The organism is Meiothermus rufus DSM 22234 (genome assembly GCF_000423425.1).
In the GTDB taxonomy this organism is placed as follows: Bacteria; Deinococcota; Deinococci; order Deinococcales; family Thermaceae; genus Meiothermus; species Meiothermus rufus.
The window spans coordinates 1-26,521 of sequence record NZ_AUHY01000037.1; the positions used below are offsets into that span (position 1 = coordinate 1).

Below are 26,521 nucleotides of genomic sequence, written 5' to 3' on the forward strand. Positions count from 1 at the left end.
ACTCCCCCATCTGACGATGGGGGATTTTTTTACACATAAAGCCAGAGGCCCTGGTCTACTCTTCGTCGGTGGAGTCCTCTGGCTCGGCCCCTTCTTTGCGCGGCTTGAGCAAAGGAAACAAAATCACATCGCGGATGCTTTGCTGGTTGGTAAGCACCATAGCCAGCCGATCAATGCCCAGCCCCATTCCAGCGGCAGGAGGCATGCCGTACTCGAGCGCCAGCAAGAAGTCTTCGTCTATTTCGGGTTCTTCGTCGTCGCCAGCCTCGCGGCGGGCTGCTTGCTCCTCGAAACGAGCCCGTTGGTCTAGGGCATCGTTTAGTTCAGAGTAGATGGGGGAAATCTCAAAGCCAGCCACAAACAAATCGGCCCGTTCAGTTAGGTGGGGCTTGTTGGGGTCACGGTGCCGCTTAACCAAGGGGCTAATGGCCAAAGGCACATCCAGCACATAGGTAGGCTGAATCAGGTCAGGCTCCACATAGTGGCCAAAGAGCTTATCCAGCAGCTTGTAGCTGGGCACGCTTCGCAGCTCGGGGTGTTTTTCATCGGCCCAGGCACGCAGGCGCTCGAGGTCGGTGGGGTCGAAATCTAGACCGGCTTTTCCCTTTAGCGAAGTCACAAAATCTATGCGGCGAAAGGGCTTAGCAAAGTCTATGAGGTGTTCCCCGTAGCGAATCTGGGGGGTACCAAAAAGGTGCTGCACCAGGCCGGAAAGCAGGTCTTCAATCAGGGCCATCATGTCGTTGTAGTCGGCGTAGGCCCAGTAGGCTTCCAGCATGGTGAACTCGGGGTTGTGTTTGACCGATATACCCTCGTTACGGTAGTTGCGGCCAATCTCGTAGACCTTTTCAAACCCCCCTACCAAAAGCCGCTTTAAGTGCAGCTCGAGGGCGATCCGCAAATTGAACTCGTGGTTGAGCGCATTGTGGAAGGTTTTGAAGGGCCGGGCCTCGGTTCCCCCCGCGATGGCCTGTAGGGTAGGGCCCTCTACCTCCATAAACCCCCGACTATCGAAGAAGTCGCGAATATAGCGCACCATCCGGCTACGAATCCGGAAAACCTCGCGTACCTCGGGGTTTTGAATCAGGTCGAGGTAGCGCTGGCGGTAACGGGTCTCTACATCGCGGATGCCGTGCCACTTGTCGGGCAGGGGGTGCAGCGACTTAACCAGCGGGGTGAACTTGCGCACCTTGACGGTAATCTCGCCGGTCTTGGTGGTGAAAACCGTGCCCTCAACCCCGAGGATGTCCCCTATGTCGAGCTTTTTAATCAGGTCATAGCGCTCGGTAACGTCGCGCGCCAGGTAGAGCTGTATCCGCCCCGAAGCATCTTGCACATGGGCAAAGCTAGCTTTTCCCATGTGGCGAAAGGTTATCAGGCGCCCAGCTAGGCGCACCTCTTCCTCCGGCCACTCCTCCTGCGGCCCGGCCCCGGCGTGAGCCTGGAGAATTTGAGCGGCGTCGTGGGTCTTGGGAAAGCGGTAAGGGAAGCGCTCGAAGCCGGCCTCGACCAAGGCCTCGAGGTTGGCTAGGCGTTGTCGGGTCTGTTCGCTATATTCCGGCATAGGCAGTATCCAGCCTGGTAAAGTCTAGCACCCGCGCTGCATAAAAGCACCCCCGGGCCAAGCAGACCCCTTGGGGAGAAGACCGGGGCTAGTGTTGAATAGATTCGATTTTGAACTCTTTTTTGCCTTTGGGGGTCTCGAGCAAGACCTTGGCCCCTACCTTCTGGCCCAGAAGGCTACGGCCTAGGGGGCTCTCGTCGGAGATTTTCATGGGGCGCTCGAGGACGCTGGCTTCCGCCGGGGCCACCACTTGTACCTCCATCTGCTCGCCCTCCTTGGATTTGAGGCGGACGATAGCCCCCAGGCTGACCACATTGACCGCCGTTCCTTCCTCTTCGATAATCTGGGCACGGGACAGGGTATCGGTCAGGGAGTCTATGCGGGCCTCGATGCGGGCTTTTTCCCGCTTGGCATCTTCCAGGCCCGAGTCGTCGTAGTCGTCGGAGGACTCCATCAGCTCTTGCAGAATGCGCGTAGCGTCCTGTAGGCGAGCCCGTTCTTGCTCGAGTTCGGCCACCAACCGCTCGTACCCCGATCTTGTAAGCTTGACTTCGCGTCCCATCCGGCCTCCTGTTATACCTCGCGGCGCTTACACCGCACCATCGTCTTGAGATTTTTATGAAAACCTCTGCCGGGTCAAGCAAGAGGCCCGGCGCCCAACTGCCGAGCCTGATTTTGACTTTAGCAGAGCTAGGGCTAAAGCTAACCCTGCTTGTCCTAGCCGCCCATCAGGGCAGTATACCCCTTAGCAGGATTTCTCTCAAACGTTCAGGCCGGGCTGCCCCTGAACAGCTTTCCGTGTCGCGGCAAAGGGCCGCATAGCGGAAGTGGCGGGGGTTCTCCCCTACGGCAAAGCGAAAAAACTGGGCTGCCGTGCGGGATACGTGCCGATGACAGGCTTCACAGATAATAGGGGTGGTGCTGCTGGCCCGCTCGAGGGGCTCTAAAACCAGGTGAAGGGGGTTTTCCTGGATATGCACCCGCCCCTCCCCATCGCGGTAATACAGCACTTCCCCCGGAGGCAAAAGCTCCGGAGAGGTTCCGGGGAACAGTTCTAGAATCAGTTCCCGCTCTTCAAAAATTTTTTGCCGCATCTTGGAGATAGTCTACCACGCCAAGCTACAAGCGGGTGCATGTGAAAACTGTAGCGAGAGCTGCTTTCCTAACCTATTAGTTAGCCTAACATTTCATAGGCATGAACCTTTCATTAGACAAAATGCTGGATGAGCTGTGGCACCTCTCCACCCACCTGGCGTGGCAGCTTCAGCTCGACCAGGAAAGAGCCTTTAGCGGCCTGGGCCTCTCCCCCATGCAGGCTTTCACCCTGATGTGCGTGGCCCAAGGCATCGACCAGCCTTCCAGCCTGGGCTTTGTCTTGAGCACCTCGCCCCCGGGGGTCTCGCAGATGCTGGCCAGTCTGGAGGAGCGGGCCTTGGTGCGCCGCGAGCTGGACAGCCAGAACAAGCGCAAGGTACGGGTTTTGCTAACCGAACAAGGAGAGGAGGTGCTGGAGCGAATGCGGGAAAACTGGAAGAAAGTCTCGCGCGAGCGCTTCGCCCGCCTTGACCTGGAGGAGGTGGATATGCTCCGACGGATTTACCTCAAACTCAACGAGCCACTTAACCCTAAAGACACCCCGCCCACCCAGGAGGCCCGTTCATGAGCTTCGGGCCACGCCTTGCCGGGTGGGTGGGCCTTTGGCTGGGGCTATCTGGTCTGGCTGGAGCCCAAAGCTTTTTCACCCCACTGGAAAACCACCCCAGCCTGGTGCAGGCCCGGCTAGCCTTGGAAGCCGCCCAAGCCCAGCTTAGAGCCACCCAAAGCCCACTGAGCCTCCAGGCTCAGGGCGGCTTCTCCTTCTTCGAGGTCTCGCCACCCCCTGGCCCGCCCACCTGTCCCAATCCGCTCAATCCCCAGTGCGTGGAGCTGCCGGGCGATGGGCGGCAGGTCACGCTGGGCCTGACCCTGACCCCCTTTCCCTTTGGCGATGTGGCCGATGCAGTGAATCAGGCCGCCATTGGGGTTGCGCAAGCCCAGCTGGGGTTGCGCCAGGCCCGTACCCAGCTCCAGGCTCAGGCCGTGGAAGCTGCCTACCGGGTGCGCCTAGCCCAAAGCGGTTTGGAGGTTGCGGGGGTGGCCGTGCGGCTCGCCCAGGCCAACCTCGAGGCCACCCGGCTACGCGCCAGCCGAGGTGCGGCCAGCCCTGGCGAGGTTCGGCAGGCTGAGGCCAGCCTGCGCCAGGCCCTCTTGCAGCAAAGCGAAGCCGAGCGCAACCTGCGACTGGCTCAGCAAAGCCTGGCCGACCTGGTAGGCCAGACCGACGCCGCCCCACCCCCCTTGACCCCACCGGCGGCGGGAACCCCTCCCCAGGTACGCCAGGCCGAGCTTCAGTTGTCTAGTGCCCAGGTAGCCTACGACCGGGCCCTACGCAGCGTGCTGCCAGTGCTGCAGGGCAGCTACACCCGCAACACCTCCGACTACGATAGCCTCACCCTTTCCCTCAACTCCCGCACCTTGCAACCCAGCCTGAGCTACACCAACCAGTCCCAGGCCCGCAGCGCGCCGCAAAACCGCGTCGTAGGCACCCTGACCATCGGCCTGTCGGCCAATATCTCGCTGGGCGTACTGGATGCCCTCGAGGCCGCGCAAAAGCAGGTAGACGCAGCCCGCGAGGCCCTGGAGGCGGCCCGGCGCAACAGCCGGCTGCAGGAGGAGCTGCTACGCACAGCCTTGCAGGGCGCCGAGCAGAACCTGGCCAACGCGAAGCAGGCCGTGGGCGAAGCTGAGCAGACCCTGCGCGAAGCCCGCGAACGGGAACGCCTGGGGCTGGCCAGCCCATTGGCCAGCCTACAAGCCGAGCTGGCCTTGGCCCAGGCCCGGTTAAACCTCGAGCAAGCCGAGCTAAACCGCAGCCAACGAATCCTAGACCTATACCGTTTCTATGCCCAACCCTTGAGTGAGGTGAACCCATGAAACTGGCCCTACCTACCCTTCTTCCCCTGCTGCTGGGCCTGGCCCTGGCCCAGACCCCTACCCTGACCCTGGAAACCGCCCTGACCAAGGCCGCCCAGCAAGCCCCGGTACTAGCCGCCAAGGCCGAGCTCGACGATGCCCAGACCAACCTGCAGCGGGTGCTGGCCGATCCCCTCTTGACCCGGCCCAGCCGGGTACAAGCCGAGCAGCGCAGCGCCCTAGCCCAGGCCAGCTATGAGCGGGCCCTGGCCCAGGCCCAAAGCAGCATTGTGGCGGCCTATACCCAGGTGCTCGAGGCCGAGCTGCAACTAAAACTGGCGCAAAAGGCCCAGGAGATCGCCCGACGGGGGCTGGAGGTGGCCCAGATTCGCCTGCGCAACGGCTCGGGTACGGCCCTGGATATGCGCAACGCGCAAAACCGTCTAGACGAGGCCCAAAGCAACGCGACCCGGGCGCAAAACGGCCTAGCCCTGGCCCGCACCTCGCTGGAAAGCCTGGTCGGTGCCTTCGCTAGCCTGGCCCCCCTGCCCACCCCACCCGCGCTGCCCCAGGCAGGGGTAGTGCGTGAGCTTTTGAACAAGAACCCCGATCTGCTTCAGGCCCGGCAGCGTGGCGAGCTGGCTGCGCTTCAGGTAGAGCTGCTCGACCCGAGCTACGCTGCCTTGGCCGAAATCGAAGCGGCCAAAGCCCGGACTGAGCAGGCCCAGGCCGGGGCGCGGGAGATCGAGCGGGGCCTGGGGCTTCAGTACGACTCGCTGTACCAGAACCTCGAGGCTGCCGCCCGTAGCCTGAACGTACAGAAAGCTGCCCTGGAAAACGCCAGGGAAACCCTGGCCAACGACAAAAAGCGCCTGGACGCCGGTTTGATTAGCCAGTTGGCCTACCTTCAGAGCGAGCTTTCCTTCATCCAGGCTGAGCTGGCCTACCAACAGGCCCAGGGCAACTACTGGCGGGCCTACTATGCCTTGCTGGCCGGAGGTCGTTGATGCGTAGAACAGGCTACTTGCTTCTTTTAGGTATGGCCGCTTTGCTCCTGGCCGGGTGTGGCCCCCGCCGGGCAGGGCAGAGTGAAGCCCCCACCGCCCTCGAGGCCCGCAGTATCCGGGTCCGGGTGGTCACCCCACAAAGCGGCCCCCTAAACGCCAGCCGCACCACCGGGGCTATTCTCTTGCCAGCGCGGGAAAGCCAGGTCGGGGCTACCGCTCCTGGTAAGGTGCTGGAGGTGCGGGTACAGGAAGGCCGCCCGGTGGCCCAAGGCCAGGTGGTTCTGCGCCTCGACCCTGTCAATGCCCAGATAGCCTTGCGCAACGCCCAGCTCACCTTAGAGCAGGCCCAGGTGAACCTAACCCGGGCCGAACGGGCCACGGCGGGCTCGCTGGCTCCCTTACAGGCCAGCCTGGAATCGGCCCTGGTCAACCTTCAAGTGGCCCAGCGGCGCTACACCGAGGGGCAGCAGCTCTTCCGGGCCGGGGCCATTGCCCAGGTCGAGCTGGCCAGCCTCGAGGCCGCCTACAACCAGGCCAAAGCCGCCGCCGACAACGCCCGGGAAAACCTGGCCCGTACCCAGCGGGCCAGCAGCGAAGACCTGGCTCTCTTGCGCTTACAGGTACAGCAGGCCCAAAACCAACTGGCCCAAGCCCAGCGGGCCTTGCGCGACACCGAGGTACGGGCACCTTTTGCCGGGGTAGTGGCCGAGGTTTACGTGAACCCGGGCGAGTTTGTGGCCACCGGGCAGCGGGTCTTCCGACTGGCCGACCTGAGCCGCCTCGAGGCCAGCTTCCGCCTCCCGCCCGAGGACGCCGCCGCTCTGCCCTTGGGCAGCCGCATCGCCCTGCTCTACGGTGGGCAAAGCTACCCAGCCACCCTCATCCGCAGCACCAAGGTACCCGGCACCGACCGCCTGGTGGAACTGACCGCCCAGGTAGAGGCCAGCCTGCCCCCTGGGACCAGCGCCCAGGTTCGCTATGTCCTCACCCTGGCCCAGGGCACCCTGCTGCCTTCCGGGGCTTTGCGCACCGAGGGGCGGGAAACCTTTGTGTATGTGTTCCAGGAGGGCAAGGCCCAGCGCGTAACGGTGCGGGTGCTGGCCGATACCGGTAGCCAGGCGGCGGTGGAAGGCCTGCCCGCAGGCGCCCAGGTCATCTTTCCGGTACCGGCCAGCCTGAATAACGGCGACAGCGTTGAGGTCGTGCAGTAGAGGGAGGCCGCATGAGCGAACCCCGTACGTCTAGGCCTGAGAACCCGGTCATCAAGTTTTTTGTTCAGCGATTTGTTTTCTCCACCGCGGTTTTCTTGGCCATGGTCCTCTTTGGCCTGATCTCGGGCAGCCGGGTGGGGGTGGACCTGCTGCCCCGCTTCGAGATTCCGGTGGTGGCCGTGACCACCCTATACCCGGGCGCTGGCCCAGAGGAGATCGAAAACCAAATTAGCCGGCCCATCGAAGAGGCTGTTTCCACCCTTTCCGGTCTGGATCAGGTAGCCTCCCTCTCTGGCGAAGGGTTTTCTCAGGTCATCGTCTCCTTCGACTTTGGTCAGGACATCAACCGGGTCGCCACCGACGTCTCCCAGCGAGTAGCCGCGGTGCGCGGCCAGCTCCCCCGCGATGCCCAGGCCCCAGTGGTGCAGCGCTTCGACCCTGCCGCCGCACCGATTCTCTTCGTCGCCCTTTCTGCCGACGGGCGCGACCTACGGGAGGTGGCCCGCTACGCCGAGGATGTCTTGAAGCCCCAGCTTCAGCTGGTCTCGGGGGTGGCCGACATCCAGGTACAAGGAGCCCCGGAGCGACAGGTACAGGTGCTGCTCGACCCCTTCCGCTTGGCTAGCTACAACCTCTCGGCAGCCCAGGTGGTGGGGGCCATCCAGGCCTCGGCCTTGGCCCTGCCCGCAGGCAACCAGTCCACCGAGGGACAGCGTCTCATCTTCACCCTGCGCAACACCCCCACCACCCCTGAGGAGGTCGGGCGCATTCTGATAGACCCCGCCCGGGGCCTGGAAGTGCGCGACGTAGCGGTGGTGCGAGATACCCAAGCCCAACCCACCCGGCTAACCCGTCTGGGCGGACAACCGGTCATCCCCCTGGCGGTGCGCAAGACCCCCGACGCCAACGCCGTGGCGGTGGCTCAGGGCATCAAGAAAATCCTGCGCGAGACCCGTTTGCCCTCGGGCTACCAGGCCCGAATCGTGGGCGACAGCACCATCTTTATCGAGAAAACCGCCAACGACACCTTCCGTGAGGTGCTGTTGGTGGCCCTTATCGTCTCCTTCATCACCCTGGTCTTCCTGGGCAAGCTCAACTCGGTTTTTAGCGTGGTGCTGGCCATTCCCATCACCATGTCGGGGGCTTTGATCGTCTTTGGGCTTTTGGGCTTTACCTTCAATGTCATCAGCCTGCTGGCCATCATCGTAGCGGTAGGCATCGTGGTAGACGATTCCATCGTCATCTCTGAGAATATTGAGCGCTACCGGCGGATGGGCTACAGCAACCTTGAAGCGGTGCTCAAGGGAGCTACCGAGGTTCTCTCGGCGGTCTCGGCAGCCACCTTGTCCCTTTTGGCGGTTTTCCTGCCCATTAGCTTCTTGCCCGGCATCATTGGGGAGTTCTTCCGCCAGTTTGGCATCGTGCTGGCGGCGGCCATCGCGGTGAGCTGGCTCGAGGCCCTTTTCTTCCTCACCGTGCGCCTGGCCTACTTCCCCGACCCCGAACCCCCTACCTTCCGCCAGCTCTGGGAGCGGGTGCTGGGTTTTGGCCAGGATCTGCGCTGGGGCTTGCGGTTGCACGTCTACGCCCAGCCGGGTCTCAGCCCAGCCCGCCGCTGGTTCAACATTCTGATCACCCCCCTCACCCTACTACTGGCCCCCCTACGCTACCTGGCCTCGATCTTGCTGGGGCTGGCGGGAGCCTTGGCGGGGGGACTGCATGGCGGCTCAGAACGCTTGTTCTTGGCCCTACGGGAAGCCTACGCCCGCGCTTTGGCCGGGGCTTTGCGGCGGAGCAACCTGGTTCTTTTGGCGGGCCTGGGTTTCTTCCTGAGCCTAGGCTGGGTGGCCCCCCGCATTCCCTTCAACTTCACCCCTAACAGCGACAACGGCCAGATCAACATCGACCTTACCCTGCCCAAGGGCACCGACCTTAGCGTGACCGACCGGCTGGCCCGGCGGCTGGAGGGCTGGCTGGCCCAGCGGCCCGAGGTCGCCGCGGCCCTCACCACCGTGGGCAGCTCGCGCAACCTGATCGGCACGGGCAACCCCGAGCAGGCCCGCATCGTGGTAGAGCTGGTAGGCAAGCGGGAGCGGCCCAACATCTTCGAGCTGGTGCCGGTCTACCGCCAGGCTCTACAGGAGCTTTTGGCCGACACCCCCGAGGCCGATCTGCGGGTGGCCGCCTTCGAGGGGGGGCCAGGCGGGCCCGCTGACCTGCAGTTCACCCTAACCGCCCCCACCCCCGAGCTTTTGGCCGAAAAAAACCGTCAGATGGTGCAGCTTATGCGCAGTCTGCCCTATCTGGTTGATGTGCGCAGCAGTCTGGAAGAAACCGCCAGCGAACGGGTCTTCGTGCCTGACCCGGCCCGGCTGCAGGGCACCGGCCTGACCCCCAACGACCTAGCCCAGACCCTGCGCATTTACAACGCGGGCCTCGAGGCCGGCAAACTGCGCTCCGAAGGCAGCGAGATTCCCATCGTGGTCAAGGCCGACCCCCGCCTGGTGGCCGACCAGGCCAGCCTGCAAGCCCTGCCGGTACTGGCCCCGGCTCTGCGTACCAGCCTGCCCTTAGGTACCCTTGGCCGCTTTGAAAACCGCCAGACCCCGGCCCAGCTGGCCCGTACCAACCAGGCCTTCTCTGCCGGCATCACCGCGGACCGAGCGCCCGGAGTAGCTATTGGCACCTTTCAACTCAGCCGGCAGGTTCAACAGGAGCTGGAAAAGGCCGGTATCCTCTCCAACGGTGTGCGCCTAGAGACCCAGGGCTCTACAGCCTTTGTGGGTGACCTAGCCCGCTCAGCCCCCATTGCCTTTGGTCTGGCTTTGCTACTCAACTTTTTGGTGATTTCTAGCCAGTTCAACACCTTCCGTTACCCCCTCTACCTGCTTTTGCCGGTGCCGCTGGCCTTGGTGGGGGCCTTCTGGTTTTTGTACCTCTTCAAGAGTGGGCTGGACGTGATCTCAGTGTTGGGGGTGGTTATCCTAATCGGCCTGGTGACCAAAAACGCTATCCTGCTCCTGGACTTTGCCGTGCGGGAAGCCCGGGAGCGCCCCCTCTACGAAGCTTTGGTAGAAGCCGGACGGCTGCGCCTGCGCCCTATTTTGATGACCACCCTGACCGTGCTGATGATCTCCATACCGCTTATCGCTGCGGTGGGCGAGGGGGCTGAGTTCCGCCGCCCCTTAGGCATCATCATCCTAGGTGGGGTCTCGGTCTCCACCCTCCTGACGTTGTTCGTGGTCCCGGCAGCCTTCTACCTCTTCGAGCGCCGGCGCTACGACCGGCTACGCCAGGAGGGCCAGGCCAGCGCGGCTGCTGCGGTAGGCGATTAGGTCTTTGGCCTCTACCCCACCCCCGAAAAACCGGGGTGGGGTAAACTGCCGACGAGGCAAACGGGGTTGTCGGGTGAAGATACCAAACCAGCCGTTTCCTTGGGCCAAAACATGAACAAACACCGCGTTTTCTGGTTGGTTTTCTTTGGTGGGCTGCTCCTTTTTTCCGGGGCCATGCTCTGGTACACCCAGCGGGTGCTGGTACCCTACCCCCCCGCCCCTCAGGCCCTGAAGGCATTGGAGCCAGACCCTGCGCTCAATGTCAGTCGCACCGATTACGGTTGGGTTTTTCTACCCAACGGCCCGATGCGGGGTGGACTGGCCTTCTACCCGGGTGGGCTGGTGGAACCCCAGGCCTACGCTCCGGTGCTGCGCCGCATCGCCCAGGCGGGTTACCGTGTGGCTTTGTTACAGGTGCGCTTCAATCTGGCCGTCACGGAGCAGGGCAAGGCCCGCCGGGCCATTGCAGAGGCCCCCGGGCTGGCCTGGGCCGTAGGTGGGCACAGCCTGGGAGGGGTGGTGGCCTCCAACTACGCCCAGAGCAACCCCAGCGTGCGGGCTTTAGTGCTGTGGGCAGCCTACCCACAAAACGACCTCTCGAGCCTACCCCTGCCCACCCTGGCGCTGTTCGGGGAGAAAGACGGGGTACTGCGCCAGGAGCAGCTCGAGGCCAGCTTGGGCAAATTCCCCCAGAACACCTTACGTCAGCGTATCCCTGGCTTGAACCACGCCGGTTTTGGCGCCTATGGGCCGCAACGGGGCGACAATCCCGCAGACCTACCCCCTGAGGCTGGCTGGGAAGAGATAGCCCGCCGAACCGTCGCCTTTTTGAACCGAGCCTTGGCCCAGCCCTAGCCCAGCTTTTCTAAGACCACTACCGCCAGGGCGTGTTGTTTCTCGTGGGTTAGGGAAAGATGGGCCTGGAATTGGTTTTGCCGCATCTGGGCTTCGAGCCGGGGAGCGAAGCATAGGGTAGGGCGACGCCCCTGCAGCTCCACCCAGACCTCGAGCCAGCCCAAAGCCTCCGGCCAGCACTTCTGAAAAGCCTCTTTGGCGGCAAAGCGGGCTGCCAGCGAGGGCAGAGGATCGGCCCGGCTCAGACAGTACTCGAGCTCGCGGGGGTGAAAGTGCCGCTGTAAAAAGCGCTCGGGGTGCCGCTCCCACACCTTCTGCAGGCGGCTCAGCGCCACCAAGTCGGTTCCCACCGCCACAATCGCCATCCCCGCCATTATCCCCCACTTCCTTGCCGAAGGTATAGCCTGTGGAGGATGAACGGACATCTACCCAAGGCCTTTTTAGAGCGGATGGCCTCGCTCTTGGGCCCAGAGTTCCCTGCTTTCCTGGCGGCGCTGACCCAAGCCGATCGCAGCTACGGCCTGCGGGTCAACACCCTCAAGCTTTCCCCCCAAGCCTTCCAGCAGATCAGCCCTTGGCCCCTCGAGCCCATCCCCTGGGCCTCGGAGGGCTTTTACTACCCTTCCGAAGCCCGCCCGGGGCCCCACCCCTACTTCTATGCCGGCCTGTACTACATCCAAGAACCCTCCGCCCAGGCCGTAGGGGTGTTGGCCGACCCCCAACCAGGAGAGCGGGTGCTGGACTTAGCCGCTGCCCCAGGGGGCAAGACCACCCACCTGGCGGCACGGATGCAGGGCCAGGGGCTCCTGATCGCCAACGAAGTAGACCCGAGCCGCCTCCGGGGGCTGCTGGAAAACGTGGAGCGCTGGGGGGCCTCCTTGGCCGTGGTCTCGGCTCCCCTAGAACGGCTGGCCGAGCGCTGGGGGGGCTGGTTCGACCGGGTGGTGCTCGACGCCCCCTGCTCGGGCGAAGGGATGTTCCGCAAAGACCCCGAGGTGGTGCGCCACTGGGGCCCCGGTGCGCCCGCTCGAGCAGCCCGGGTACAAAAGGGACTGATCCAGGCCGCCAGCCGCCTGGTGCGCCCCGGAGGGGTGCTGGTCTACACCACCTGCACCTTTGCCCCAGAAGAAAACGAACAGGTGGTGGCCGAGCTTCTGCGCCGGGGGGGATGGGTCCTCGAGGAGGCCCGCTTCTCCCCCCTCTTTGCCCCAGGCGTGCCGGCCTGGGGCGACGGTAACCCAGCCCTGGTGCGCACAGCTCGCCTCTGGCCGCACCGGCTTCGGGGCGAAGGGCATTTTCTGGCTCTGTTGCGCAAAACCGAAGACTCGGCAACCAGCCCACCCCTGGCGCACCCCTCCCCCCTGGGCGGCGAGGTAAGGGCGTTATGGCAAGCCTGGCAGGCCGAACACCTGGAAAGCCCTATCGAGGGGGAGGTACTCGAGCGCGCCGGACACCTCTACTGGCTGCCTCCTGGACTACCCAGCCTGGCTGGGCTCCGAACCCCCGCACCAGGGCTCTACCTAGGCGAGGCCCGCACCGGCCAGCGCAAGGGCACCGGACGCTTTTTACCGGGCAAACCCCTGGCTCACTTCCTAAAGCCCTCCCAGGCTAGCCCCCGTTTGCTCCTTTCCCCCGACGACCCCCGGGCTCTGGCTTTCGCCCAAGGACAACCCATTCCCGCCGAAGGGCCCGACGGCTGGTGGCTGGTGGGGCTAAAAACTGCAATGGGGGATTATAGCCTAGGCTGGGGCCGGCTCAAAGGCGGGGTGATGCGCCCAGGCAAAACCGGGCTCTAGTTCTCTTCCTCGGCCTCGAGCTTCTTCAAGAGCTCCTTGAGCCGGGCCTTCTGCTGGCCTTCTTCCAACCCGTCTGCCAGCTTCTCGATGGCCAAGCGCACCACCTCCGACTTAGACACCAGCTGCTCGGGGCTAGAAAGCTCATAGGCCAGCTTGGTCAAAAGAGCGTCCTGCTCGTCGCTGATAACCACCTGTAGGCGTTTTTTCTCCTTCTTGGGCATAGGGCCACGCTAACGGGGGAAGAAATACCCAAATGCGTTTCTGACCTAACTTTAGCATAGTGCACCTATGCTTGACAACACGGTTTTGCCTAACTATGCTCAAAGTGAGTATTGTGTGTATGATACACAACAATAGGAGAAGTGCTCGGCTATGAATCGAACCCTGGTTATTCGCGGTGGAACCCCCCTAAAGGGCGAGCTACGCGTTGTTCCCGCCAAAAATTCAGCCCTCAAACTCATGGCAGCCAGCCTGCTTACCCCCGAGCCGGTGACCCTTGAAGAGGTACCCCGTTTGCGTGACATCGAGGTTCTGCTGGAATTGCTAGGCCACCTCGGCACCCGCCATGCCTGGGAGGGCCGCACCCTGCACCTACACACCCCGGAGATTCGCTCCACCCAGGCCCCCTTTGAGCTGGTTAGCAAAATGCGGGCCAGCTTCAACGTGCTGGGAGCCCTGGCGGCTCGAGCCGGCGAAGGCACGGTTCCCCTACCCGGGGGGTGCAACTTCGCCGAGCGGCCCGTTGACCAGCACATTAAGGCCCTGCGGGCTTTGGGCTTCGAAGTCCACGTGGAAAACACCGAGCAAGGTGTGGCCTACACCGCCCGCCGGCTTAAGCCTGCTGCGGGGCGGGTGGTCTACGACCTGCCCACCCTGGGGGGCACCGAGCAAGCCCTAATGGCTGCGGCTTTGGGGGGTGAGGCGGTACTGGTCAACACCCCGCAGGAGCCGGAAATCGTAGACCTGTGTCACTTCCTGAGCCAGATGGGGGCTGAGATCAAGGGCATCGGCAGCAGCATCCTACACATCAAGGGCAAGCCCTACCTGCGTGGGGTTCGCTACCGCCCCATCCCCGACCGTATCGAGGCCGGCACCTATCTGTTGGCTGCTGCGGCCACCCGAGGCTCGATTACCCTAACCCAGGTAGAGCCCTTCCATATGGATGCCTTACTGGACAAGCTGGCCCAGTCGGGCCACCAGATCGCCACGGGCAAAGACTGGATTCGCCTGGTGGCTACGCCCCATCCCCAGCCCTTTAACATCGAGGCCCGGGAGTACCCCGGCTTTGTAACCGACCTGCAGCCCCCGGCCACAGCTTACCTGGCCACGGTACCGGGCACCTCGCTGGTCTCGGATCGCATCTATCCCGACCGTTTCACCCATGCCAGCGAGCTAGCCCGCATGGGAGCCGACCTGACCCTCAAAGACCGCACCCTGCTGATCCAGGGGCGCCCCCTGAGCGGCGCAGCAGTAGAGGCCCGCGACATCCGAGCTGGGGGTGGCCTGATCATCGCTGCGCTGGCCGCTGAGGGCGAAAGCCACATCTCCGGCCTAACCTACATTGAGCGGGGCTACGAGGATGTAGAAAACCGCCTGCGCAGCCTAGGAGCCCAGGTGGGCCTGCAAACCCCTGAGCTGGCCTTGGCGGCAGACTAACCCCTAAGGGTCCACCCCATCCTGACTTAACCAGGGCGTTTGGCAGCCAGCAGCTATTCAGCAGGAAAGATACCGCGTCCGCCCAGACGCCGTATGTATAAAACCCATCTTAGCTACTAAGGGCGAAGGCCGCTCATCTGGGCCACGGCCTTCTGCCAGTCGCTGCTGCGGGCCAGGCTGGTGCCCACCAGCACTGCGTCAAAAAGGCCTTCCAGTTCGGCAAGCTGGCCCGGCTGGCTGTAGCCGGACTCAGCCACCAACAGTCCCTCGAACCCCCGCTGGCGGGCCAGCCGGCCCAAGCGGGGCGCGGTGGAGCGGTCGATGCTAAGGTCTACCAGGTTGCGGTTGTTGATGCCGATGATGGAAGCCCCCGCTGCCAGGGCCACCTCGAGCTCGGCCTCGTCGTGCACCTCTACCAGCGCGTCCAGGCCTTCCCGCTGGGCTAGGGCCAGGTAGGCTTCCGTAAGCTGGCCCAGCAAGCTCACGATCAAAAGCACTGCCGAGGCTCCCAGGGCGCGGGCCTGGGCTACCTGCAAAGGGTGCACGGTGAAGTCCTTACGCAAGATAGGAAGGCTAACCGCCCGGCGCACAGCCTGCAGATCCTGGTCGGAGCCAGCAAAGTAGCGGGGCTCGGTGAGCACGCTAATGGCCCGGGCCCCCCCGGCCTGGTAGGCCTGGGCCACCTGGGCTGCCTCGAGCTTTAGGGCTATCTCGCCCTGCGAGGGGCTTTTGCGCTTGACCTCGGCAATGAGGGAAAGACCGGGCTGGGCCAAGGCCACCTGGAAGGAAGGCACCCCTTTAGGCCCAGAAGCCGGAGGGGTGTCTAGGGTAGCCACATCGGCCAGGCGCTCCCGGGCAATCTGTCCCAGAACCCCCGGTACGCGGGTAAGGTCGGGTATCATAGGCCCATCCTAACCCTCCCTCCAGCCCCTTGCAAATAGTAGGTTGTTTAGGAAATCTAAGCCTGTTTGAGTCAAGTATTCTGAAAACTATTCATCAGATTTTCATTTTCGACCCATAGCATCATAAGCGGACATTTTTCTCTTTCGGAGGTAGAAAATGCCACACCTTTTACTGGCTTTGGTTCTACTGCTCTTTCCCTTGGCCTCTGCGCAAAATTTCCGGGGCCTGGCCCTGTACACCCCCTACCCCAGCCAGAGCGTCCAGACCGGTGAAACCATCACCCTGCCCATCACGGTCAGATCGTATGGCTTGGCTCCGCAAAGCGTGAGCCTGCGGGTACAGGAAGCAGCCCCCGGCTGGCGGGCCAGCCTACTGGGTGGAGGGCGGCTCATCTCCGCGGTCTACCTGCTACCCGACGGCGAGCAGAGCTTCTCGCTACAGCTAGTGCCACCCCAGGAGGTGCGCCCAGGTACCTACCGCTTCCGCCTGGTAGCCGAAGGCACTGCAGGCCGGGCTGAGCTGCCCATCAGCCTGACTTTGGGCCAGAGCCTGCCCAAGCGCCTGAGCCTACAGACCGACCTACCGGTGCTGCGGGGCACCCCCACCGCCAGCTTCCGCTACCGGGTCACCTTGCGCAACGAAAGCGACCAGGATTTGTTGGTCAACCTCGAGGCCCAAGCGCCCCAGGGCTTCCAGGTGAGCTTCACCCCGGCTTTCGGCGGACAGGAAACCACCAGTCTGCCTATCAAGGCTGGGGAATCGCGCGACCTAGACGTGCAGGTGACCCCACCCCAGCGGGTAGAGGCCAAGGTCTATGCCGTCACCTTACGAGCTTTAGCCGGGGAAGCCCGGGGGGAGCTAGTGGTCAACCTGGACATCACCGGCCAGCCCCAGCTTCTCCTGACCACCCCCGAAGGCCGCCTCTCCGGGCCGGTAACCGGGGGGCGGGAGACCCCAGTGAAGTTCGTGCTGCGCAATACCGGCAGCGCAGCTGCGGAAAACGTCAGCTTCTCCTCCAGCGAGCCCTCGGGATGGGAAGTGAAGTTCGAGCCAGAAAAGATCGAAAACCTTCCCGCTGGCGAGGAAGCCCAGCTCACTGTGCGTATTAAGCCAGCCGCCCGGGCCGTGGCGGGAGACTACCTGCTCACCCTGCGGGCCTCGGCTGGCAGTGCGTCAACCTCGGTGGACTACCGCACCACCGTCCAGACCTCTACCCTATGGGGTCTGGTGGGGGTTGCCCTGGTGGCGGTAGCGGTGATCGGGGTGGGCCTGGCCGTAGCCCGCTTTGGCCGCCGCTAGGAGGTGGGCCGTGATTGTCGAGACCCATAACCTGACCAAGCGCTACGGGAAGGTGGTGGCGGTAGAGGGACTCCACCTGGCCCTCGAGGCCGGGGAGGTCTATGGCCTGCTGGGCCCCAACGGCTCGGGCAAAACCACCACCATCCTGATGCTGCTGGGCCTCACCGAGCCCAGCGAGGGAACCGCCCGGGTGCTGGGCCTCGACCCGGCGCGCCAGCCCCTCTCACTCAAACGACAGGTAGGTTACCTGCCCGACTCGGTAGGCTTTTACAACGACCTCACCGCCTGGGAAAACCTAACCTATACCGCTCGGCTCAACGGCCTACCCCGCCGCGAGGCCGAGGGGCGCATCCAGGAGGTACTGGAACGAATGGGGCTGGCCGAGGTAGCCCAGCGCCCGGTGGGCACCTTCTCCCGGGGCATGCGGCAACGGCTGGGGCTGGCTGAGGTCCTCTTGAAGCGGCCTAAGCTGGCCATCCTGGATGAGCCCACTTTGGGCCTAGACCCCGAGGCTGCCCACGAGTTTCTGGGTCTTATCCAGGGGCTTAAGGCCGAGGGGATCACAGTGATGCTCTCCTCGCACCTTTTGCACCAGGTGCAGGCCATCTGCGACCGGGTGGGGTTGTTCCATAAGGGGCGGCTGGTGCTGGAAGGCCGGGTACCCGAGCTGGCCCAGCAGGTGCTGGGCGGGGCCTACCGCATTCACCTCGAGGCCCACCCTGCCGAGTCCTTGCGCCCGGCCCTGCAAGCCCTGCCCGGGGTGGCCCGGGTGGAGCAGGTGGGCACCGAGCTGCGCCTCGAGGCCACCCAAGACATCCGGCCCCAGGTGGCCCAGGCGGTACTGGCTGCAGGCGGTGAGCTGCGCAGCCTGCGCCTGGAGCAGCCTAGCTTAGACGAGGTCTACACCCGCTACTTCCAGGAGGTGCGCCATGCGGCGTGAGGGCTCGCCTTGGGTAGGCCTGTGGGCGGTCTTTTTCAAGGAGATGGCTGACCACCTCTCCAGCGCGCGCATGCGCCTGTTTGAGGTACTGATCTTCCTTTCCGCTTTGGGCGCAGTCTACAGCAGCACCCAGACTTTGCGTCAGACCGTGGGCGAGGACCCCTTCCTGCTGCTCAAGGTCTTCACCGCAGGCCAGGACCCTCTGCCTTCCTTCGTGGCCTTCCTTAGTTTCTTCCTCCCTCTGGCAGCCATTGCCCTGGCCTTCGATGCCGTCAACGGGGAGTACGCCCGCCACACCCTCTCCCGGGTGCTCTCCCAGCCCATCTACCGCGACGCTTTGCTCATTGGCAAGTTTCTGGCTGCTCTGGCCACCCTGGGCTTGGTGCTACTGGCGTTGTTCTTGCTGGTGGTGGGCCTTAGCCTGATCTTCTTGGGGGTGCCCCCTGGGGGTGAGGAGGTGGGGCGGGCCTTGCTCTTTTTGCTGGCCACCCTGGCCTACACCGGGGTCTGGTTGGGGGTAGCCCTGTTGTTCTCGGTGCTCTTCCGCAACGCCGCCACCTCGGCCTTGGCCGCCATTGCGGTCTGGCTTTTCTTTGCCCTGTTCTGGGGCATTATCGCCCAACTACTGGCCCAGGCCGTGGTCCCCTACAACCCCTTCGACCCCGAAAGCGAGTACCGCCAGGCCCAGGCCCTGGTCGCTTTCTCTCGTTTCTCCCCCAACACCCTTTACGCCGAGGCCCTACAGGCTCTGCTCAACCCCGGGGTACGCAGCCTAGGGCCGGTGCTCTTCAGCCAGCTCGAGGGAGCCATCCTGGGTACCCCCCTCTCCTTGGGGCAGAGCCTGCTCCTAGCCTGGCCCCAGTTCACTGCTCTCATCGCTATCACCCTGCTGCTTTTTGCCCTGGCCTACGTCCTCTTCCAACGCCAGGAGGTGCGGGCCTGAGCCGAGCCTACACTCGGTATAAAAATTTGCTACCATGCAGCTATGCAGGGGATTGTGCTGGCCCTGGGGGGTGGAGGCGTACGGGGCAGCGCACACCTAGGTCTTTTGGATGTGCTCAAAGAGGCTGGTATCCCCATCCTCGGGCTGGCCGGCAGCTCGGCGGGAGCCTTGGCCGCAGCAGTCTACGCCTTTGGCCTCGAGGCCCCGCACACCACCTTCAGCGAGTGGCTCAAAGACCCCGAGCTGGAGCGCTTGCACAAAAGTGGGGCACTGTATCAAGTGGGCCGCTTGGTAGACTTTGTACGGCGGCCCTACCTGGCCGAGGGAGCCCGAATTCGCCAGGGCTTGCGCGAGCTGTTCGGCCAACGGCGCATTGAGGAAAGCCCTATTCCCCTCGTCATTCAGGCTTGCGATTTCCACACCGGGGAGCTGGTGATGCTGCGCTCTGGGCCTCTGTGCGAGGCCCTTGTCGCCAGCAGCGCGGTGCCCAGCGTCTTCCCCCCGGTACCCTGGCATGGCCGCTGGCTGGTGGACGGGGATGTGGCGGAAAAGGTGCCGGTCACCGCGGCCAAAGCCCTGCAACAAGGGCCGGTGGTGGCGGTGGACGTCTCCAACCGCATGGTGCCCAGCCTACCCAAAAGCGCCCTCGAGGCCGCTTTACAAGCTGGGGAGGCCTCGAGGCGCCGCTTGCTTAGCCTGGCCTTGGCCCAGGCCGATCTGGTTCTCTCGCTTAACGCCGATCCCCCCATCGACACTTTCGACCACAGCAAGGCCGACCTAGCCTACACCCTGGGGCGCCAGATGGCCGAGGAAGCCCTTCCCCGCATCGAGGCCCTGCTTACAGCCAAAACCGTCAATCCCAACCGGCCCTGGTGGCTACGCTTTTTCCAGGCGAAACCACAACCACCCCAGGCCCAGCCCCCAGCCCCACAGGCCCACCAGGCCAAAGAAGAGCGCCCCAGAGGCTAGGCCCATGCGCCAGGCAAAAATGGCCGCCAGGCCCGCTACCCCCAGCCATAGCGCCGCCCAGAAAACCTGTCGGGCTGGCCCCAGGTAGGGCCGGCTGCGGTCTGGCCGCCTGCCCAACACTCCCACCCCCAACAACACCAGGGCAAAAAACCCCAACAGGCCCATCTGCAGCCAACCCGGCAGGCCCTCCAGGCGGGGTACCGCCCACCAGGCCAGCCCCAGGTGCCCTCCCTGCGCCACCAGGGCCAGCAAGGCTAACTGCCCCAGGCCCCGCCGCCGCTCAGGTAAGGGAGCCTGGGGGTCTAGCAGGGCCTGGATCGACCATCCGGGCTTTGACATACCCTTAGCCTGCAGAGGCCCGCCGGGCCATCCAGCCCTGGCTCACCAGTCCCAGGGCCAAAAGGCTCAGCCCGATGAGCTCGAGGCCAGGGTTGTTGGGCATCAACAACAGCGCCGCTGCCAGGTACACAAGCCGTTGCAGCCAGCCTGCCGGGCCCCATAGGTAGCCCAGGGTGGCCGCGGAAAAAGCGGTAAGACCCAGCAAAGCGGTGGCGATGATACGCCCACCCTCTAAAGCGCTCTCCACCCCGATCAATAACAGGCCTGGGTTAAAGAAAACCATGTAGGCCAGCAAGGCCGTGCGCAGCTCGTATACAAAGCCTTGCACCCCGGTTTTGAAAGGGTCGCCCCGGGCAATAGCCGAGGCGGCATAGGCGGCCAGGGCCACCGGGGGGGTGGAATCGGCCATGATGCCGAAATAGAAAGCGAACATGTGGGCCACTATCTTGAGAATCGGCACCTCGATGCCGGAGAAGGTAAGCGAGCCGTAGTCGATGCCGGCTTGCTCAGCAATCTTGGTCACCACCGGCACCACCAGGCTGGCCATCACCACATAGTTCGCAGTAGTAGGCAGACCCATCCCCAGCACCAGGCTGATCAGCTGAGCCAAAAACAGCGCCACCAACACGTTGCCGCCGGAAAGGGTTTGCAACAGATCGGTTAGGCCAAAACCGATGTTGGTGATGAGCACCACCGCGATGATGATGCCGGCCAGACCCGTGGCAATGGCGATACCCACCATGTTGCGCGCCCCATTGGCGAACCCCTCGATCACGATCCGACCAAACGCCTCGAGACCACGCCAAAGACCCTGTCCCTGGCGCAGCGCCCGGTACAGCTCTTGCAGCAGGGCCACCCCAATCATCAGGAAAATGGCGTTGAGGGCTGCCCGCTCGGGCGATAGCTGTTGGATGAGCAAGGCGTACAAAAGGTAAAGCAGGGGAAAAGCGTAATGTAGCCCAGCCCGCAAGGTAGGCCAGAAGCGGGGCAGCTCGCTTTTAGGGAGGCCCTTGAGGCCCAGCTTAACCGCCTCGAGGTCCACCAAAATGAACAGGGTGAGGTAGGCCAGCAAGGCCGGTACCACCGCCATCAGCACCAGCGCCGCGTAGGGTACTCCCAGAAAGTCAGCCATGATGAAGGCCGCGGCGCCCATCACCGGGGGCATCAGCTGACCGTTGGAGCTTGCCGCTACTTCCACCGCCCCAGCTTTCTCAGCGGAGTAGCCCGCCCGGCGCATTGCGGGAATAGTAAAGGTACCACTGGTCACCACATTGGAGATGGATGAACCCGAGACCACCCCGGTTAGGGCCGAGGAAACAATCGAGGCCTTGGCTGGCCCACCCCGCACCCCTCCCAGGGCGCTAAAGGCCAGATCGGTGAACCACTTGCCCGCCCCGGCCCGCTCGAGGATGGCCCCAAACAGCACAAACACAAATACGGTCCGGGCCGAGACCCCAATAGGGGTACCCCAGATGCTGTCCGAGGCGTTCATGAAGAGCTGGCTCACCAAGGAGCGCCACTGCACCCCTGCGTGAAGCTGGCCTAGCACCCCGGGCAACTGCCCTTGGAACAACCCTTGCGGCCCGGTTAGGGCAAAAAGCATGAAGAGGATCGAGATAATGGGCATGGCTGGCCCCAAGGCCCGCCAACCGGCCAGCAAAAGCATCAGGATGGTAAGACTGCCCACCCACAGATCAGTCTGGTTGGCCAGGCCGCCCCGAATCTCGATCATCTCCTTGTACTGCCACATCACATAGCCCGCGGAAAGCGTGGCGGTCAGGCCCAAAACCCAATCGAAAAGGGGAATCCGATCCCGCGGGCTTCTGCGGTTGAAAGGGTAGACCAGAAAAACCAGGGCAAAGGCAAAGGCCAGGTGGGCCGCACGAAAAAACAGGGCATCCAGCGAACCCACCCAGGTGGCCCAGACCTGGAAGAGGCTCCATCCCACCGCTAAAGCCAGAATCACCCAGCGCGACCAGTCGGTGGGTCTACGCCCCCCTAGCTCGGCCTCTTGCACCAGTTGCTGGGCCTGGCCCCCTTCCAATAGCTCTTTGTGCATGCACAACCTCCGACGCGGCAGCTTGCATAGTTTTACACCCAAAGGGCCTTGGCGTCCATGCCACCTGGGGAGTTTTTGGCTACAGGCAGATGAAAAGGGCCGACCTTTCAGCCGGCCCTTGAGCGCCGGAAGGGTTAGCGGAGAAGGCCCTTCTCGCGGTAGTAGCGCTCAGCCCCCGGGTGCAGCGGAATGGGCAGGCCGCGGACGGCTGCGGCCACGCTGAAGAAGCGCTGTAGGTTGGGGTGGATGGCTTTGAACTCGGGGTTGTCGAAGGTGGCCTTCAGCATGTTGTAGACGACGTCGGCGCTCACATTATCGGCGCTAATCCACATGGCGAAAACCGCCACTGAGGGGGTGGTCACATCTACACCGCGGTAGGTGCCGCCGGGGATGTTGAAGGCCCGGTAGAAGGGATATTTCTTGGCCAGCTCTTGTACCCGTGCGTACTCAACCTGGACAAGCTGAACCCGCAAAGCCTGGGCTGCCTGGGCAATGACCGAGGCCCCCAGACCACCGGTGAAGAAGAAGGCATCGGCCCGCCCGTCCTGCATCAGGGCCAGCGCGTTGTTGGGGTTAACCCGGATAGCCTCCCGCAGGTCGCTCAGGCTTATCCCGTAGGCCTCGAGGATTTGACGAGCGTTTTGCTCGGTACCCGAGCCCACGTCCCCCAGCACCACCCGCTTGCCCCGCAGATCGGCAATGGTGCTGATGCCCGCCCCTGCCCGGGCCACCACGTGCACCACCTCGGGGTAGAGCACCCCCACCGCACGGATACTCTTCACCGCCCGACCCTCAAAGGCAGGAATGCCCGTACCGTTGTAAGCGTAGTAGGCGATGTCATTCTGGGCCAAAGCCATCTGCAGCTCACCCGAGGCAATGGCGTTGATGTTGAAGACCGAGCCGCCGGTGGAGCGGGCATTGGCCCGCACCCCGATGTTGGCATCGTTGACTAACTTGGCCATACCGGTGGCTACGGGGAAGTAGACCCCTGTGGTGCCCCCGGAACCAAAAGTGATGAAGGTCTGGGCGAAAGCAGCGCCTGCTAGCGCGAGAGAAGCCAGTACCAACAAAGTTTTTTTCATCAGGGTGACCTCCTTGTGCCAACCGGCTTGATTATTCCTCAGCTCCAAGGCTCCGTCAACACGTCCAAACCCATTGAGGTGGGCCGCACCCCTTCCCCCTCTTCGCTTTTGCTTCCTCCGAGACCGCAGCCTACAAGCTACAACCGGTGAGGCCAGCTCAAGGGGCTTTGGGCTTGCGAGTAAGCCCCAAAAGCCGCCGCAGGCCCAACCAAAGGCGTAGGAGGAAGCCGGGCCGGACAGCCTGGGCTGCGGCCAGGGCCCGGCGGTGGGCCTTGCGGTGGTGCTTGACCCGGATACCGCGGGGGAGGAGGTAAACCCGCACCTTCCGGCGGGCCATCGCTACCTTCATCCTGGCGAGGAGGTGGCGGTTTTCCCTTTGCCAGCGGGCTCGAATCCGGATATGCCCCTTTTGCCCAGGATTGAGGAGGGCATGGATCGTTTCGTTATCCGTAAAAACCGCGGCCTTGGCCCCTAGGGGTAGGGCCTCGAGGCCTTTGAGAACGGCCATAAACTCCATGGTCTCTACCGTTGCCCTAGGCTCGCCTCCCTCTAAAACCTGCTGGCTATGGTACCCCTCCCCCTGACGGCGCAAGACCACCACCGCCCATCCCCCAGCCCGCGGCTGGCCCCAGGGCCCAGGCAGAGAGGAACCATCCCCAAAGAGAAGGTAGGTGGGCCGCTCCTGGGCTATGGCCTTCATGGCCTTTTCCCAAGCCCGCAGGCCTTCAGGCCGGGGGCGGGTTATCTGGAAGCGGAAGGGAGGGTTCACCTTCTGGGTAGGGCCAGGCGGCGCAGGGCCAGACCCCGGCGGGGGATAGGCAGGCTGGGCCGCCCCTGGGGTCGCTCGGGAGCTTGAACCTCCTCAGGCCGGATGGGGTGGGGCATGGCCTGGGGTGGGGGTGGGGTGGCCCGGAGGGCCTCGAGGCGGACTTGGAGCTCCTTGGGCTTGTAAAAGCCTCGCATCTCCAGGCCCTGAAGGAGGCGGGCCACTAGATGGGGGCCCTGCTTGAACATCTCCTCAGGCACGGGAATGCGCTCATGGATGACCTGGTTCCGCACCCGAACCAGGTTCCAGAGGCCCTGGCGCAGGCCGGGGCCATCTGGAACCGAGTCCAGAAAGTCCTGAACCGGGGGGGCATTGAGCTTCTCGCCTAAGGTACCGTCTGGGGAGGCCCCAAGCCGCTCTAGCGCCTCCTCCAAAAGATAGATGAGGCGGAGAAAATCCCCTAAGGGGTCGCCCGTCCGTTCCCATGTCCAACTCATAGGAAAGAGCAGTTTCGGGTGGAAACGCCGTAGCCCATCAGCTTTCCACCGCTTTCAGCGATGAGTTCCTCCCAGAAAAGCCGGATGTTGGCCGTAAGCCGGGCGTTGGCGTTGGCATCGTATCCGGAAGTAATCCCAGCGAAACACACCTCCTGGCCTTTGAGGTTAGGCAGGCCAATTTTTTCCTTGACCCTTTTCCGAATGCTGGCCCGAACCTCGGGTAGGTGGAGCTTGAGGTTGTAGTTGTACAGGTTGACGATTTCCGACTGCTCAAACCCATGGGTCAGGACTAAAATCCGGCCCGAACCCCGGGTCCGCTCTCCTGCGGCCCTAAGAGCGGCTATCGTCTCTGTACCAGAGCGGCATTCGGCCGTGGTACGCTTGCGGATATCATCGAAGGCTTGCAGGGCCTTCCGGTGCAGCTCCTTCCGTTGCCTCTCCAGCGCCAAACGGGAGGTGGAAAGGGGGTCTGGAGTCTCCATAACCCAGCTAGGCGCGGTGTAACTTCGCCCGGTGACCCCCGCCAGAACCAGGCGCACTTTTCTGTTGAGGATGCGTTCCCCCAAGAGCAAGGGCAAAACCTCCTGATCCAACATGCGCCGGTACTCGTTCTGTACCCCTCGAGGAGCACTACAGCCGGTGGTGAAGAGAATCTGAACCTGATCTACTGGGCCCGCAAAAGGGAGGTTGAGGGCCAGGGCAAGGAGGGTTGGGATCGCACTCATACCTCCCCCTGCTCTCCAGGCTCAAAGCCTCCCTCTAGCCGGGAGGGCCTGGGCCGCAAGTCGGGTAGGGGAGGGATATGCCCCAAGAATCCCGGGGCCGGGTCAAAGCGGGGCCAGGCTCGAGCGAAACCCCGCCAGTAGGTGTTGGCCTCCTGGCGGTAGGCCGCATCCCGCTGGGCCAGGAGCCGTTCGGTCTGGAGCCTGAAGGCTGCAAGGCGCCGCCGGAGCACCCTTTCGCGCTGCTGTACCAGGAAGAGCCTCCGCTGGAGCTCCTCCCGCTCATGGGGGGTGAAGTACCCTAGAAGAACCGTCATTGCTACTAGACCTAGGCCCAAGACCAAAAGGGTGGGCAGACTCCAGGATGGGGGGGCAGGGATGCCCTGGACTTGGGCATGAGTTACGGTGAACTGGTAACGAAGCAGGCTGAGGGCCATCACCATAAGCACAGGGACGGCCAGGAGAACCAGACCCAGAGGATTGCGGTTTTGCCGGAAGAGGTTACCTGAAGTGTGGCCTGTCCAAAACATGGCTAGGGTGGCCACTAACCCTAAAACATAGGCCTCCAGCTGGGAGAACTCCAGGGCATCCAGGGCCAGTTTGTTGAAGTACCCTTCCCCTAAGAAGACTAGGCCCAAAAGCCCGTAGCGCAGGTAAGGGCTACGGGTGAAGATGGCGGGGGTTTTTTCATCTGCACCTACGATCTCAGCTAAGGTTTTTACCTCATGCTGGAGCCGGCTTATTCTTTCCTCCATCCGGCCCCTTTGCCTTTCATAGCGTCTGAGCAGAGCTTCCATGCCGCCACGGTACTTCTCTGCGAGCTCCAAGGGGAAGGTGTTGGGGGTGAGGTAGGCCAGATCCGCATGCTTGCGGGACAGGCTCCAGCCCTCGTACCGCCCGAGCCAGTAATCCCGAAGTTTCCTAAGCATGAGCCACATTCTTGACCTCTGCAGAGGGCTCTGAGACTTGGGCTAGGTTACCGAAAAAGACCTCCATATCCACTTCCACCCCAGCCCTGGCCGCTAGGCGCGCGGCTTTGAGCCTGAGGCGCTGCAGGTAGGCTTGGGCCTGGGCCTGGGCTCTTTCCTCTAAGCGCTGAAGCTGGGCCTCGAGGTGGGCGATACGGAGCTCCTCCCGTTCCAAGGCAGGGCGGAGGATGCTTTGGGGCAGGTTTTTGCCCCGCTCCTCCAACCAGGCCCGGTTGCGACGGAACTCCTCTAGGGCCAAAACCAAAGGAGCTTTACGCTTTTCCTTATGGCTTTGGATAGCCTGAAGCCGCCTTCGGGCCTGCTCTTGCAAAACCATGATCTCTACCCTAACCGTTTCCAAAGAAGGCCTAGCCATAGTTTGCTAATATTAATAGCATTAGGACTTACGCAGTTGGCTGAAGGATGTGGAGGGGATGGGCGAGATAACTTCGTATTGCCTCGCGAACAATGGACGCCTTGGCCTCGTACCAGCTCACCCCCCTGCGCAGCCGGTAGACCTCCAGCCGGAGGAAGGCCCGCAAAGCCAGGAGGAGGTGCCGCAGGATGGAGACCGCCTTCCTCACCTGGGCCCGCTCCACCCCACAGCACTGCTTGAGCCCCCGATGGTACACTTCGATCCCCCATCCTTGCCGCTCTA

General features: G+C 63.3%; 26 protein-coding genes and 1 pseudogene. 12 read left to right on the top strand and 15 right to left on the bottom strand.

All coding sequences use genetic code 11. From position 1 onward, the window contains the following. Positions 1-55: 55 nt before the first annotated feature. The 3 genes from lysS to G552_RS0108160 form a co-directional block, all read right to left on the bottom strand. Complete coding sequence (lysS, locus tag G552_RS0108150) at positions 56-1,564, bottom strand: lysine--tRNA ligase (RefSeq protein WP_027882596.1); 1,509 nt, start codon at positions 1,562-1,564, stop codon at positions 56-58. Positions 1,565-1,652: 88 nt separating this feature from the next. Beyond that, on the bottom strand, positions 1,653-2,126 hold the full coding sequence (locus G552_RS0108155; protein WP_027882597.1) for a GreA/GreB family elongation factor: 474 nt from the start codon (positions 2,124-2,126) through the stop codon (positions 1,653-1,655). A 166-nt stretch (positions 2,127-2,292) separates the two neighbouring features. Continuing rightward, positions 2,293-2,658: a hypothetical protein gene (locus G552_RS0108160; protein WP_027882598.1), complete on the bottom strand. Its 366-nt coding sequence runs from the start codon at positions 2,656-2,658 to the stop codon at positions 2,293-2,295. A gap of 101 nt (positions 2,659-2,759) precedes the next feature. Here G552_RS0108160 and G552_RS15020 point away from each other — a divergent pair, with 101 nt between their 5' ends. From G552_RS15020 to G552_RS0108190, 6 genes are all read left to right on the top strand, one after another. Then, positions 2,760-3,227, top strand: a complete 468-nt coding sequence (locus G552_RS15020; protein WP_051195743.1) for a MarR family winged helix-turn-helix transcriptional regulator — start codon at positions 2,760-2,762, stop codon at positions 3,225-3,227. Then, a complete protein-coding gene (locus G552_RS0108170; RefSeq protein ID WP_036270494.1) occupies positions 3,224-4,537 on the top strand; it encodes a TolC family protein in 1,314 nt (437 codons plus the stop codon). Before G552_RS15020 ends, G552_RS0108170 begins: the two co-directional genes overlap by 4 nt. Further along, the gene (locus G552_RS0108175) at positions 4,534-5,523 is read left to right on the top strand and encodes a TolC family protein (protein ID WP_027882600.1); all 990 of its coding nucleotides are present in this window, start codon (positions 4,534-4,536) and stop codon (positions 5,521-5,523) included. Before G552_RS0108170 ends, G552_RS0108175 begins: the two co-directional genes overlap by 4 nt. Further along, positions 5,523-6,734 (top strand): efflux RND transporter periplasmic adaptor subunit, encoded by a 1,212-nt coding sequence (locus G552_RS0108180; RefSeq protein WP_027882601.1) that lies wholly within the window; start codon positions 5,523-5,525, stop codon positions 6,732-6,734. The genes G552_RS0108175 and G552_RS0108180 overlap by 1 nt, the downstream gene beginning before the upstream one ends. Before the next feature lie 11 nt (positions 6,735-6,745). Continuing rightward, positions 6,746-10,069: an efflux RND transporter permease subunit gene (locus G552_RS0108185; RefSeq protein ID WP_027882602.1), complete on the top strand. Its 3,324-nt coding sequence runs from the start codon at positions 6,746-6,748 to the stop codon at positions 10,067-10,069. A 111-nt stretch (positions 10,070-10,180) separates the two neighbouring features. Beyond that, complete coding sequence (locus G552_RS0108190) at positions 10,181-10,924, top strand: alpha/beta hydrolase (RefSeq protein ID WP_027882603.1); 744 nt, start codon at positions 10,181-10,183, stop codon at positions 10,922-10,924. Here G552_RS0108190 and G552_RS0108195 read toward each other — a convergent pair. After that, positions 10,921-11,289, bottom strand: a complete 369-nt coding sequence (locus G552_RS0108195) for a 4'-phosphopantetheinyl transferase superfamily protein (protein ID WP_027882617.1) — start codon at positions 11,287-11,289, stop codon at positions 10,921-10,923. The two genes, G552_RS0108190 and G552_RS0108195, sit on opposite strands and share 4 nt — an antisense overlap. Before the next feature lie 48 nt (positions 11,290-11,337). Here G552_RS0108195 and rsmF point away from each other — a divergent pair, with 48 nt between their 5' ends. Beyond that, the gene (gene rsmF, locus G552_RS0108200) at positions 11,338-12,720 is read left to right on the top strand and encodes a 16S rRNA (cytosine(1407)-C(5))-methyltransferase RsmF (RefSeq protein ID WP_036270496.1); all 1,383 of its coding nucleotides are present in this window, start codon (positions 11,338-11,340) and stop codon (positions 12,718-12,720) included. Here rsmF and G552_RS0108205 read toward each other — a convergent pair. After that, positions 12,717-12,941, bottom strand: coding sequence for a hypothetical protein (locus G552_RS0108205; RefSeq protein WP_027882605.1), 225 nt, complete (start codon positions 12,939-12,941; stop codon positions 12,717-12,719). The two genes, rsmF and G552_RS0108205, sit on opposite strands and share 4 nt — an antisense overlap. A gap of 151 nt (positions 12,942-13,092) precedes the next feature. On the opposite strand from G552_RS0108205, the gene murA reads away from it, so the two are divergent. Beyond that, on the top strand, positions 13,093-14,376 hold the full coding sequence (gene murA, locus G552_RS0108210; RefSeq protein ID WP_027882606.1) for a UDP-N-acetylglucosamine 1-carboxyvinyltransferase: 1,284 nt from the start codon (positions 13,093-13,095) through the stop codon (positions 14,374-14,376). A gap of 116 nt (positions 14,377-14,492) precedes the next feature. Here murA and trpC read toward each other — a convergent pair whose 3' ends face one another. Next, positions 14,493-15,278 (bottom strand): indole-3-glycerol phosphate synthase TrpC, encoded by a 786-nt coding sequence (trpC, locus tag G552_RS0108215; RefSeq protein ID WP_027882607.1) that lies wholly within the window; start codon positions 15,276-15,278, stop codon positions 14,493-14,495. 157 nt (positions 15,279-15,435) lie between these two features. Here trpC and G552_RS0108220 point away from each other — a divergent pair, with 157 nt between their 5' ends. From G552_RS0108220 to G552_RS15025, 4 genes are read left to right on the top strand one after another with little or no spacing between them, the layout of a single operon-like run. Next, the gene (locus G552_RS0108220; RefSeq protein ID WP_027882608.1) at positions 15,436-16,578 is read left to right on the top strand and encodes a COG1470 family protein; all 1,143 of its coding nucleotides are present in this window, start codon (positions 15,436-15,438) and stop codon (positions 16,576-16,578) included. 10 nt (positions 16,579-16,588) lie between these two features. Then, a complete protein-coding gene (locus tag G552_RS0108225) occupies positions 16,589-17,518 on the top strand; it encodes an ABC transporter ATP-binding protein (RefSeq protein WP_027882609.1) in 930 nt (309 codons plus the stop codon). Continuing rightward, the gene (locus tag G552_RS0108230; protein ID WP_027882610.1) at positions 17,508-18,461 is read left to right on the top strand and encodes an ABC transporter permease; all 954 of its coding nucleotides are present in this window, start codon (positions 17,508-17,510) and stop codon (positions 18,459-18,461) included. The genes G552_RS0108225 and G552_RS0108230 overlap by 11 nt, the downstream gene beginning before the upstream one ends. A gap of 42 nt (positions 18,462-18,503) precedes the next feature. Further along, complete coding sequence (locus G552_RS15025; RefSeq protein WP_051195744.1) at positions 18,504-19,430, top strand: patatin-like phospholipase family protein; 927 nt, start codon at positions 18,504-18,506, stop codon at positions 19,428-19,430. Here G552_RS15025 and G552_RS0108240 read toward each other — a convergent pair. From G552_RS0108240 to G552_RS0108280, 9 genes and pseudogenes are all read right to left on the bottom strand, one after another. After that, the gene (locus G552_RS0108240; RefSeq protein ID WP_027882611.1) at positions 19,338-19,769 is read right to left on the bottom strand and encodes a hypothetical protein; all 432 of its coding nucleotides are present in this window, start codon (positions 19,767-19,769) and stop codon (positions 19,338-19,340) included. The two genes, G552_RS15025 and G552_RS0108240, sit on opposite strands and share 93 nt — an antisense overlap. Before the next feature lie 4 nt (positions 19,770-19,773). Beyond that, positions 19,774-21,828: a TRAP transporter permease gene (locus G552_RS0108245; protein WP_027882612.1), complete on the bottom strand. Its 2,055-nt coding sequence runs from the start codon at positions 21,826-21,828 to the stop codon at positions 19,774-19,776. Between the two features lie 134 nt (positions 21,829-21,962). Further along, entirely contained in the window at positions 21,963-22,910 is a 948-nt protein-coding gene (locus G552_RS0108250) for a TAXI family TRAP transporter solute-binding subunit (RefSeq protein WP_027882613.1), read from the bottom strand. Between the two features lie 157 nt (positions 22,911-23,067). Further along, positions 23,068-23,679 (bottom strand): ribonuclease HI, encoded by a 612-nt coding sequence (locus G552_RS15840; protein ID WP_051195745.1) that lies wholly within the window; start codon positions 23,677-23,679, stop codon positions 23,068-23,070. Further along, the gene (locus G552_RS0108260; protein ID WP_027882614.1) at positions 23,676-24,173 is read right to left on the bottom strand and encodes a hypothetical protein; all 498 of its coding nucleotides are present in this window, start codon (positions 24,171-24,173) and stop codon (positions 23,676-23,678) included. Before G552_RS0108260 ends, G552_RS15840 begins: the two co-directional genes overlap by 4 nt. Next, a complete protein-coding gene (locus tag G552_RS0108265; RefSeq protein ID WP_027882615.1) occupies positions 24,170-24,898 on the bottom strand; it encodes a hypothetical protein in 729 nt (242 codons plus the stop codon). The genes G552_RS0108260 and G552_RS0108265 overlap by 4 nt, the downstream gene beginning before the upstream one ends. After that, positions 24,895-25,824 carry a hypothetical protein gene (locus tag G552_RS15035; protein WP_051195746.1) on the bottom strand — a complete coding sequence of 310 codons (930 nt, stop codon included), beginning with the start codon at positions 25,822-25,824 and terminating at the stop codon, positions 24,895-24,897. Before G552_RS15035 ends, G552_RS0108265 begins: the two co-directional genes overlap by 4 nt. Next, on the bottom strand, positions 25,817-26,239 hold the full coding sequence (locus G552_RS15040; protein WP_156890705.1) for a hypothetical protein: 423 nt from the start codon (positions 26,237-26,239) through the stop codon (positions 25,817-25,819). Before G552_RS15040 ends, G552_RS15035 begins: the two co-directional genes overlap by 8 nt. 28 nt (positions 26,240-26,267) lie before the next feature. Then, a pseudogene (locus G552_RS0108280) lies at positions 26,268-26,521 on the bottom strand (IS701 family transposase); the annotation flags it as partial.

What these genes read in the sequence shown, in the direction of transcription:
- G552_RS0108195 (WP_027882617.1), bottom strand. Translation starts at nt 11,289, where the DNA reads ATGGCGATTGTGGCGGTGGGAACCGACTTGGTGGCGCTGAGCCGCCTG.
- G552_RS0108180 (WP_027882601.1), top strand. Translation starts at nt 5,523, where the DNA reads ATGCGTAGAACAGGCTACTTGCTTCTTTTAGGTATGGCCGCTTTGCTC.
- G552_RS0108240 (WP_027882611.1), bottom strand. Translation starts at nt 19,769, where the DNA reads ATGTCAAAGCCCGGATGGTCGATCCAGGCCCTGCTAGACCCCCAGGCT.
- G552_RS15040 (WP_156890705.1), bottom strand. Translation starts at nt 26,239, where the DNA reads ATGGCTAGGCCTTCTTTGGAAACGGTTAGGGTAGAGATCATGGTTTTG.
- G552_RS0108190 (WP_027882603.1), top strand. Translation starts at nt 10,181, where the DNA reads ATGAACAAACACCGCGTTTTCTGGTTGGTTTTCTTTGGTGGGCTGCTC.
- G552_RS0108265 (WP_027882615.1), bottom strand. Translation starts at nt 24,898, where the DNA reads ATGAGTGCGATCCCAACCCTCCTTGCCCTGGCCCTCAACCTCCCTTTT.
- G552_RS0108250 (WP_027882613.1), bottom strand. Translation starts at nt 22,910, where the DNA reads ATGAAAAAAACTTTGTTGGTACTGGCTTCTCTCGCGCTAGCAGGCGCT.
- G552_RS15020 (WP_051195743.1), top strand. Translation starts at nt 2,760, where the DNA reads ATGAACCTTTCATTAGACAAAATGCTGGATGAGCTGTGGCACCTCTCC.
- G552_RS0108230 (WP_027882610.1), top strand. Translation starts at nt 17,508, where the DNA reads ATGCGGCGTGAGGGCTCGCCTTGGGTAGGCCTGTGGGCGGTCTTTTTC.
- rsmF (WP_036270496.1), top strand. Translation starts at nt 11,338, where the DNA reads ATGAACGGACATCTACCCAAGGCCTTTTTAGAGCGGATGGCCTCGCTC.
- G552_RS0108205 (WP_027882605.1), bottom strand. Translation starts at nt 12,941, where the DNA reads ATGCCCAAGAAGGAGAAAAAACGCCTACAGGTGGTTATCAGCGACGAG.
- trpC (WP_027882607.1), bottom strand. Translation starts at nt 15,278, where the DNA reads ATGATACCCGACCTTACCCGCGTACCGGGGGTTCTGGGACAGATTGCC.
- G552_RS0108155 (WP_027882597.1), bottom strand. Translation starts at nt 2,126, where the DNA reads ATGGGACGCGAAGTCAAGCTTACAAGATCGGGGTACGAGCGGTTGGTG.
- G552_RS0108170 (WP_036270494.1), top strand. Translation starts at nt 3,224, where the DNA reads ATGAGCTTCGGGCCACGCCTTGCCGGGTGGGTGGGCCTTTGGCTGGGG.
- murA (WP_027882606.1), top strand. Translation starts at nt 13,093, where the DNA reads ATGAATCGAACCCTGGTTATTCGCGGTGGAACCCCCCTAAAGGGCGAG.
- lysS (WP_027882596.1), bottom strand. Translation starts at nt 1,564, where the DNA reads ATGCCGGAATATAGCGAACAGACCCGACAACGCCTAGCCAACCTCGAG.
- G552_RS0108160 (WP_027882598.1), bottom strand. Translation starts at nt 2,658, where the DNA reads ATGCGGCAAAAAATTTTTGAAGAGCGGGAACTGATTCTAGAACTGTTC.
- G552_RS0108245 (WP_027882612.1), bottom strand. Translation starts at nt 21,828, where the DNA reads ATGCACAAAGAGCTATTGGAAGGGGGCCAGGCCCAGCAACTGGTGCAA.
- G552_RS15025 (WP_051195744.1), top strand. Translation starts at nt 18,504, where the DNA reads ATGCAGGGGATTGTGCTGGCCCTGGGGGGTGGAGGCGTACGGGGCAGC.
- G552_RS0108220 (WP_027882608.1), top strand. Translation starts at nt 15,436, where the DNA reads ATGCCACACCTTTTACTGGCTTTGGTTCTACTGCTCTTTCCCTTGGCC.
- G552_RS0108175 (WP_027882600.1), top strand. Translation starts at nt 4,534, where the DNA reads ATGAAACTGGCCCTACCTACCCTTCTTCCCCTGCTGCTGGGCCTGGCC.
- G552_RS15035 (WP_051195746.1), bottom strand. Translation starts at nt 25,824, where the DNA reads ATGCTTAGGAAACTTCGGGATTACTGGCTCGGGCGGTACGAGGGCTGG.
- G552_RS0108260 (WP_027882614.1), bottom strand. Translation starts at nt 24,173, where the DNA reads ATGAGTTGGACATGGGAACGGACGGGCGACCCCTTAGGGGATTTTCTC.
- G552_RS0108185 (WP_027882602.1), top strand. Translation starts at nt 6,746, where the DNA reads ATGAGCGAACCCCGTACGTCTAGGCCTGAGAACCCGGTCATCAAGTTT.